Annotated in this window: 5 protein-coding genes; 3 read left to right on the forward strand and 2 right to left on the reverse strand. The window is 66.4% G+C overall.

Going from position 1 to position 6625, the window contains the following annotated elements; all coding sequences use genetic code 11:
- The first annotated feature begins 5 nt into the window (after positions 1-5).
- Entirely contained in the window at positions 6-980 is a 975-nt protein-coding gene (locus ACTMTI_RS18580) for a helix-turn-helix domain-containing protein (protein WP_441121633.1), read from the forward strand.
- A gap of 41 nt (positions 981-1021) precedes the next feature.
- Here the strand turns inward: ACTMTI_RS18580 and ACTMTI_RS18585 are convergent, their stop codons facing one another.
- Positions 1022-2557 (reverse strand): GMC family oxidoreductase, encoded by a 1536-nt coding sequence (locus ACTMTI_RS18585; protein ID WP_441121634.1) that lies wholly within the window; start codon positions 2555-2557, stop codon positions 1022-1024.
- A 312-nt stretch (positions 2558-2869) separates the two neighbouring features.
- Here ACTMTI_RS18585 and ACTMTI_RS18590 point away from each other — a divergent pair, with 312 nt between their 5' ends.
- Together ACTMTI_RS18590 and ACTMTI_RS18595 are read left to right on the forward strand one after the other, a co-directional pair.
- Positions 2870-3514: a YczE/YyaS/YitT family protein gene (locus tag ACTMTI_RS18590; protein WP_441121635.1), complete on the forward strand. Its 645-nt coding sequence runs from the start codon at positions 2870-2872 to the stop codon at positions 3512-3514.
- A 65-nt stretch (positions 3515-3579) separates the two neighbouring features.
- Positions 3580-4131, forward strand: coding sequence for a MarR family winged helix-turn-helix transcriptional regulator (locus ACTMTI_RS18595; RefSeq protein WP_441121636.1), 552 nt, complete (start codon positions 3580-3582; stop codon positions 4129-4131).
- Positions 4132-4285: 154 nt separating this feature from the next.
- Here the strand turns inward: ACTMTI_RS18595 and ACTMTI_RS18600 are convergent, their stop codons facing one another.
- Positions 4286-6184 (reverse strand): glycosyl hydrolase 53 family protein, encoded by a 1899-nt coding sequence (locus ACTMTI_RS18600; protein WP_441121637.1) that lies wholly within the window; start codon positions 6182-6184, stop codon positions 4286-4288.
- Between the last annotated feature and the right edge of the window lie 441 nt (positions 6185-6625).

Raw genomic sequence — 6625 nt, forward strand, 5'->3', positions numbered from 1 at the left:
GTTTCGTGACGGTGGATACAACACCGCGCTCACGACATGGAGTCGAGAGCTACCTCACCTCGGACTTCCACGAGTGGCGAACGCACGTTTCCGAGAGCTTCGTTCCGCTGGAGGTGCAGACCGACCGGCCCGACTCTTTCCATGGGCAACTGCGCGCCAAGCGCATCGACCGGCTCGCCATGTTCGACATCCGCGTCAGTCAGCACTCGGTGTTCCGAACCCCGGAACTGGTAACGAATTCGAGTCGGGACTACTACAAGCTCTCGATGCAGCTACGCGGCAGCAGCTTGTTGCTCCAGGACGGCAAGGAAGCGCTGCTCACCCCCGGCGACATCTCCCTCTACGACACGACGAGGCCGTACACACTCATATCGGACGACAACATGCGGCACATCGTCTTGATGTTCCCCCGCTCCTCGATCGACCTGCCCACCGCGGACCTGGGCGAGCTGACGGCAACCAGACTGCCGGCGAACCGCGCGATGTGCCAGGTGATCAGCCCGTTCCTGCTCCGGATGGCGAAGAACTTCGAGTCGCTGAACGGCGGCGCTGCATTGCGGCTCGCACATACCACGATCGACCTGGTCACCACTCTGTTCGCGAACGAGCTCGACGTCGGATTGGAAGGGACGAACGAGCCTCGGCGAAGGCTGCTGAACCAGATCAAGAACTTCATCGAGGCGAACCTCGACGACGAATCGCTCGCGCCGCCTCAGATCGCCGCCGCGCACTACATCTCGGTGCGGCAGCTGCACCAGTTGTTCAGCACGGAGGGCATGAGCGTGTCGTCCTGGATCCGCACGCGCCGCCTGGAGCATTGTCGTCGGATGCTTGTCGACCCGGTGCACGCAGGCCGGTCCGTGTCCGAGATCGGAGCGCGCTGGGGTCTGCCCGATGCTCCGCACTTCTCCCGCGTGTTCAAGATCGCCTACGGCGTCTCACCGCGTCAGTTCCGTTCGGCGGGAATGCCAGCCACCTGACCGAAGCTCCAGGTGGCTGACTCTGGCGGGCCCGGCCTGTCTCAGCCGGCTTCCTCGGCCAGGATGAAGTCGGCGGCGCGCTCACCCACCAGGCAGGCAGGCGCATTGGTGTTGCCGCTGGTGATCCGGGGGAACACCGACGCGTCCGCGACGCGGAGCCCGCGCAACCCGTGGACCCGCAGGGTAGCGGGGTCAACCACCGCATCAGGTCCCGTGCCCATGGCGCACGTGCCGGACTGGTGGTGGTAGGTGATCACCGTTCTGCGCGCATAGTCGGCGAGCGCCTCGTCGGTCTCGACGCCAGGGCCGGGGTAGATCTCACGTGCACCCCATTCGGTGGCCAGAGCGGGCTGCTGACCGATCTCGCGGCACTTGCGCAGCGAGGCAACGAGCGTCTGGAGGTCTTTGTCCACGTCGAACACGTTGAGGTCGATGGCGATCGGGTCATCGGCGCCCGGTCCGGTCAGCGTGACCGAGCCGCGGCTCTCCGGCCGGACGAGGCCGGCCATGAGCGAGAAGCCCGAATCAGGGCCGCTCATCCATTCTTCGGAGTACATCGGCACACTGAAGTTGATCGGCTGGGTGTCGGGAGAGGCCAGCCCCTCGCGGCTGCGCCAGAAATGATGGGTCTGGGCTGCCGCCAGACCGGGGGTCGGAGGACCGACTTCGCGCGCTGTCGTCTCGAAGATCACGGGCGACAGCAGATGGTCCTGCAAGTTGCGTCCGACGCCCGGCAGGTCCAGGATCGTGTCGACACCCAGATCCCGAAGCTCCGCGGCCGGCCCGATTCCGCTGCGCAACAGGACGCGCGGAGAGTCGAGGGCCCCGGCGCACAGGACCGTCTCGGCGGCGTATGCCTCCATGGCGATGCCCTCCACGTCGACCTCGACGCCGACAACGGCCCCGTCCTCGACGATCAGCCGATTGACGCGGGCACCGGTGACGATCTTGAGGTTGTTCCGGTCCCGTACGGGCTTCAGGTACGCCTTGTAGGTGTTCCAGCGCTCGGCCCCCCGAATGTTGAACTGCATCTTCGCGACGCCGTCCAGCGTGCCGGAGTTGTAATCCGGATTGACCGCAAGGCCCGCCTGCACCGAGGCGTCGAGGATCGACTGCTGGACGGGATCCAGCTGGTAGTCGACGGTCACGTCGAGGAGCCCGGACGTGCCACGAGCACCGGCAGGCTGGCCGTCGTAGGCCTCAATTCGGCCGAAGACCGGCGCTACATCGGCCCAGCCCCACCCGCTCGCTCCCAACTTCTCCCAGTGCGCGAAGTCCTCGTCGCAGCCCCGCACCCAGATCGCGGCGTTCAGCGCATGGGACCCGCCCAGCACCTTGCCGCGGGGAAGGTGGAGCAACCGGTTCGCCGCATTCTTCTGGGGCACGGTGTAGTAGCCCCAGTCCTGGGGGCTCAACCAGAGCTCGGCGAGGCGGAGGACATCGTGGAGCGCAGGGTTGGAATCCTCGCCACCGGCCTCGAACAGAAGCACGTCACGTCCCGCGTCCACGAGTCGGCGAGCAAGGATGGCGCCCGCGGAGCCGGCTCCGACAACGATCACATCGGCCTGCAGCGTCATGGCGAGTTCTCCCGGTCAGGTCGTTTGCCTGCGCCCGGTCGTTCGACCGAGCCTGCGCTCATTCTGAGAGTGCTCAGACAGTGCCGGAAAGAGCCGCATTTGGACTGTTCGCACTACGCCAAGAGTCGTTCACATCGGGCCAAGTCAACGACCACCATGCGCTTCGAGAATCGAGATGGACATCGATCCTCGAACGGATCCCTTTCAGGCCGCGCACGTGCGGACGCCCCGGAGGCAAACCATGATCACGGCCTGCTTGGTCGGCCTGAACCCGACCGCCATCTCGGGGATCTCCGCCATCGAGACCGACGCGTGAGCGTGACCTGGCCGACCACCGTGCCGGGGCGGGTGGTCCAGCTCCTGCTCGGCCTGATCGTGACGTCGGCGGGGATCTGGCTGACCATCCGCGCCGATCTTGGTGTCGCCAGCTGGGAGGTCCTGCACATCGCCTTGGCACAGCGCCTCGGCATCGGCATCGGCACGGCCTCCATCGCGATCGGCAGCCTCCTCGTCGCGATCGTCGCCGCTCTCGGCCTCTTTCCCGGCATCGGCACGATCCTCAACGTGCTGGTGATCGGGACCTGTCTCAACCTCTTGCTCGCGACCCCGGTGCTCGCGTCGATGGGGACCGCCAGTGTGGCCGAGCGGCTGGGAGTGCTGGTTGTCGGCATCGCGGTCTTCGCGATCGGGTGCGCGATCTACGTCGGAGCACATCTCGGTTCGGGACCACGTGACGGCCTCATGCTCGCCATCCATCTCCGGCTCCCGCTGGGTGTCGGTGGTGCTCGCGTTCTGTCGGAGGGAATCGGACTCGTGATCGGCTGGTCGCTCGGGGGCCCGGCTGGTGTGGGGACGTTGCTGTTCGTGGTGGCGGCCGGCCCCATGGTGGCGCTGGCATTCAGATTCCTGGGCCTCCGACCACTGGCAGAGACCAGACCCGTCCCGCGGGCGCCATGATCGCGCAACCGAGCGAGGTGACGGGTGACGCCTGCGAAGGTCTGCAGTGCTGGCAAGCTGATCCCATGACCACGGACAAGAGCAAGTCGCCGCCGCCGATCGACGACCTCGACTTCCAGTCGTTCGTGAGGTTCGCCCTCGACCGCGCCGGCCAACTGGAGCCTCCGGTTGACACCGAAGCTGCTGCACTCGTCCTGACCCTGCACCGTGCGGCGAGCACCGTCGTTTACGACCTCGAATCGTCCGTGCACAGACCGCATGGCTGGAGCTGGGCCGGTTTCCGGTTGATGTTCGCTCTGTGGATCGTGGGCACGATGGACGCCAAGGATGCCGCTCGGATCGCGGGCATGAGTCGCCAGGCCGCGTCGAGCCAGGCCAACACCCTTGAGCGCGAAGGCCTGCTCCGCCGTACCAAGTCGCCGCACGACGGTCGCGCGGTCGCCTTCGCCCTCACCGAAGCAGGGCAGAAAGCCATCGCGGACACCTACCACGAGCACAACATCCGCGAACGCATGTGGGCGGAGCTCCTGACACCCGAAGAGCGCGCTGCCCTCACCTCGGCTCTGGGCAAGCTGCTCGACTCGGCGCCGCACCTCGAGGTACGGCGCCGGGACTGAGCCGTAACCACGTCGACCAGATCCAGGCGTGTTCAGGAGCTACACCACGGCCACGTTCAGGCAGCCGCGCAGAACGCGTATGTAGCCTTCCCCGCCCGACTCCCCGGGCCGTCGCCTGGGTCTCGACTCGCCTCGACAGGCCTCTTGAGAGTGTCTAGATGACGTCGATGACTGCGGTGACCTTGCCCAGCGCCGTCGTCCCGCGGATGACGACCTCACCGGGCGTGTTGGTTGCTCCGTCCGGCAGCGCCTGCCAGTGAACGGGGGTTGTGGTGATGGTGTTGTTTGCGGTGGTGAGCTTGCGGATGGAGGAGGGGAGGGCCGGAGGCCTACCTACCCTGGTGGTGACGTAGACGGTGTCTTCAAGGATGTGCTTGGCCTGGCTCGCGTTGTACACGTTGATCGACGTGTGCGGCTCCCAGGTGTTGGGCAACTCGGGCACGGCTCGGAACATCGGCTGGTAGCCCGCCGGCTCCCAGACCAGCACGCCGGTGCCCTGGTTGTCGACCACGTCGTTGGCGGCCTGGAAGACCCGCTGGATAGCGTCTGCCTGCCCCTGGACGGTGCGGGGGAAGGGCGAGTTGGGCAATGGCGAGCCGTCGCCGCCGGACGCGGGGTAGGCGGTCTCGGCGATGTCGATTTCATAGTCGGGGTAGGTCGTCGCGATTGTGTGCAGGTTGACATCCAGTGCGTCAGGCGAACCGTGCCACTCCGGATAGTACGAGATCGCGAGCACGTCAGGGTTCTGGCCTTTGGCCTTGACCCGGGTGAGGAACTGGCTCCAGAACTCCATCGTCTTGGCGAGCCGCCCGGCGTCGACGATCACATGGATCTCCACCTTGGTCTTCGGCGACGTATCGCGGACGGCCTTGATCCCAGCCGCGGCCAACGTGGTGAACCGGTCCCACGCCTCGTTGTAAAGCCGCTGCTCGACCGGATCGGTCGACTGCCAGTAGCGCCACAGCAGGCCGCCGCCCGGCTTCGACTGGTAGATGCCGGCCTGGTCGACGAAGTACGGCGGGTTGGTCGTGCCGATGAGGGCCGCCTCGCTGCCGTACAGGAAGCCGTTGATGATCTCATTTCCGACGGCGACCTTGTCCGGCGTGGTGCCCTGCTGGATCAGCCGGCGGAGGTAGTCGCCGGTGAAGTCGTACACCGCCTGCGTCAGATCGTCGAACTCCAACTCGGCCCAGGCGCGCGGTTTCGGTTGCTTGGCCGGGTCCGCCCAGGAGTCCGCGTAGTGGAAGTCGATGCCGAGGCCCATGCTCCGGTCCTTGATCCATCGTGCTGACTGCAGTGAGCGTTCCGGCCCCTGGCGTGGGATCGGTGTGGGTTCGCCGGTGCTTTCGTCCCTCGGCTCGTTGAAGATGCGCAGCCGGGCGTACTCCATGCCGCGGTCCTTGGCCACGTCGAGTAGGTGCGGTCCGGCGCCCCGATCGGCGGCCAGAGGGTTGACCCAGTATTCCCGGGTCTGGACGTCGTCCACCCAGGACAGGTCGGCGCCGAGGATGAGGTCGTCGCGCAGGTAGTTGAAGATCTGGATCTCGCTCACCCCGACCTTGGGGTGGCCTGGCGCGCCGGCGACCGTGAGCCGGACGAAGCGTGTTCCCGGCCGGGTGAACAGGTGCACCGCTCCCCGTGACGCGGCTCGGTCGCGGAATTTGTCGGCGATCTTGGTCCACCTGCGACCGTCGGACGAGGCCTCGATGATGTACCGGTACACCACGCCAGGGTCAGCGAAGATCACCTTGACCTTCCGCAGGTTGTCGTAGGCGCCGCCAAGGTCGACGGTCAGCTGATGTCGGGCGCTGGGGCCGTCCGCGTACCAGGACGTCGTCGGGTCTCCGTCAATGGCCAGTCGGGCGGTGGGTAAGCCGCTGCTTGCCGTGGCGGAGGCCCAGAACTTGGCGGCGATGTTGCTCTCGATCGGCTTGATGTGCGCGGTGCCAAAGGTGGCGTGCGCTGGCGCGGGCGCCGTGATCACCCCCGCCACCAGCGCGGTCACGAGCACAGTGAGTGCCGCGGTGACGCGCGTCCCATATCTATTGATCATGTTTCCTCTCGAGGTGTGCGGCTACGCGTTGGCCAAGCAGTCGGTGACGCTCAGCCTGAAGGCTGCGCGAATGGCCCCCGCCCTCCGGGCGCGGCATCTTGGTGTGGACGGACGCCATCCAGTCCGGGAGCGCTTCCATTGGGAAAGGACATGTACGTTCGTGTGCGAAATTCACGAGATTGTTCTGTGAACGTTCACAGAATCGGCATCTCGCGAGATACCCGGGCGGAGGGGGAAGCAGTGACTTCCAGGAGCGGGGCGGTGGCAGGCACGGCCGCTCTCGGGCGCAGCAGCGGACGTCCCGGTGCCCTCCTGAACCGCTCGTAGTGAGTAGTCAGCCGGCCGTGGCGCCGAGGTCGAGGTAGTCGATGTTGGGCAGTCCGGCTGCGGTGGTCGGGTCCCATCGGATGGTGTTGCCGCCGGCGTTCAGCGGGACCGTCA

It is taken from the genome of Nonomuraea sp. H19 (assembly GCF_052068215.1).
Lineage (GTDB): Bacteria > Actinomycetota > Actinomycetes > Streptosporangiales > Streptosporangiaceae > Nonomuraea.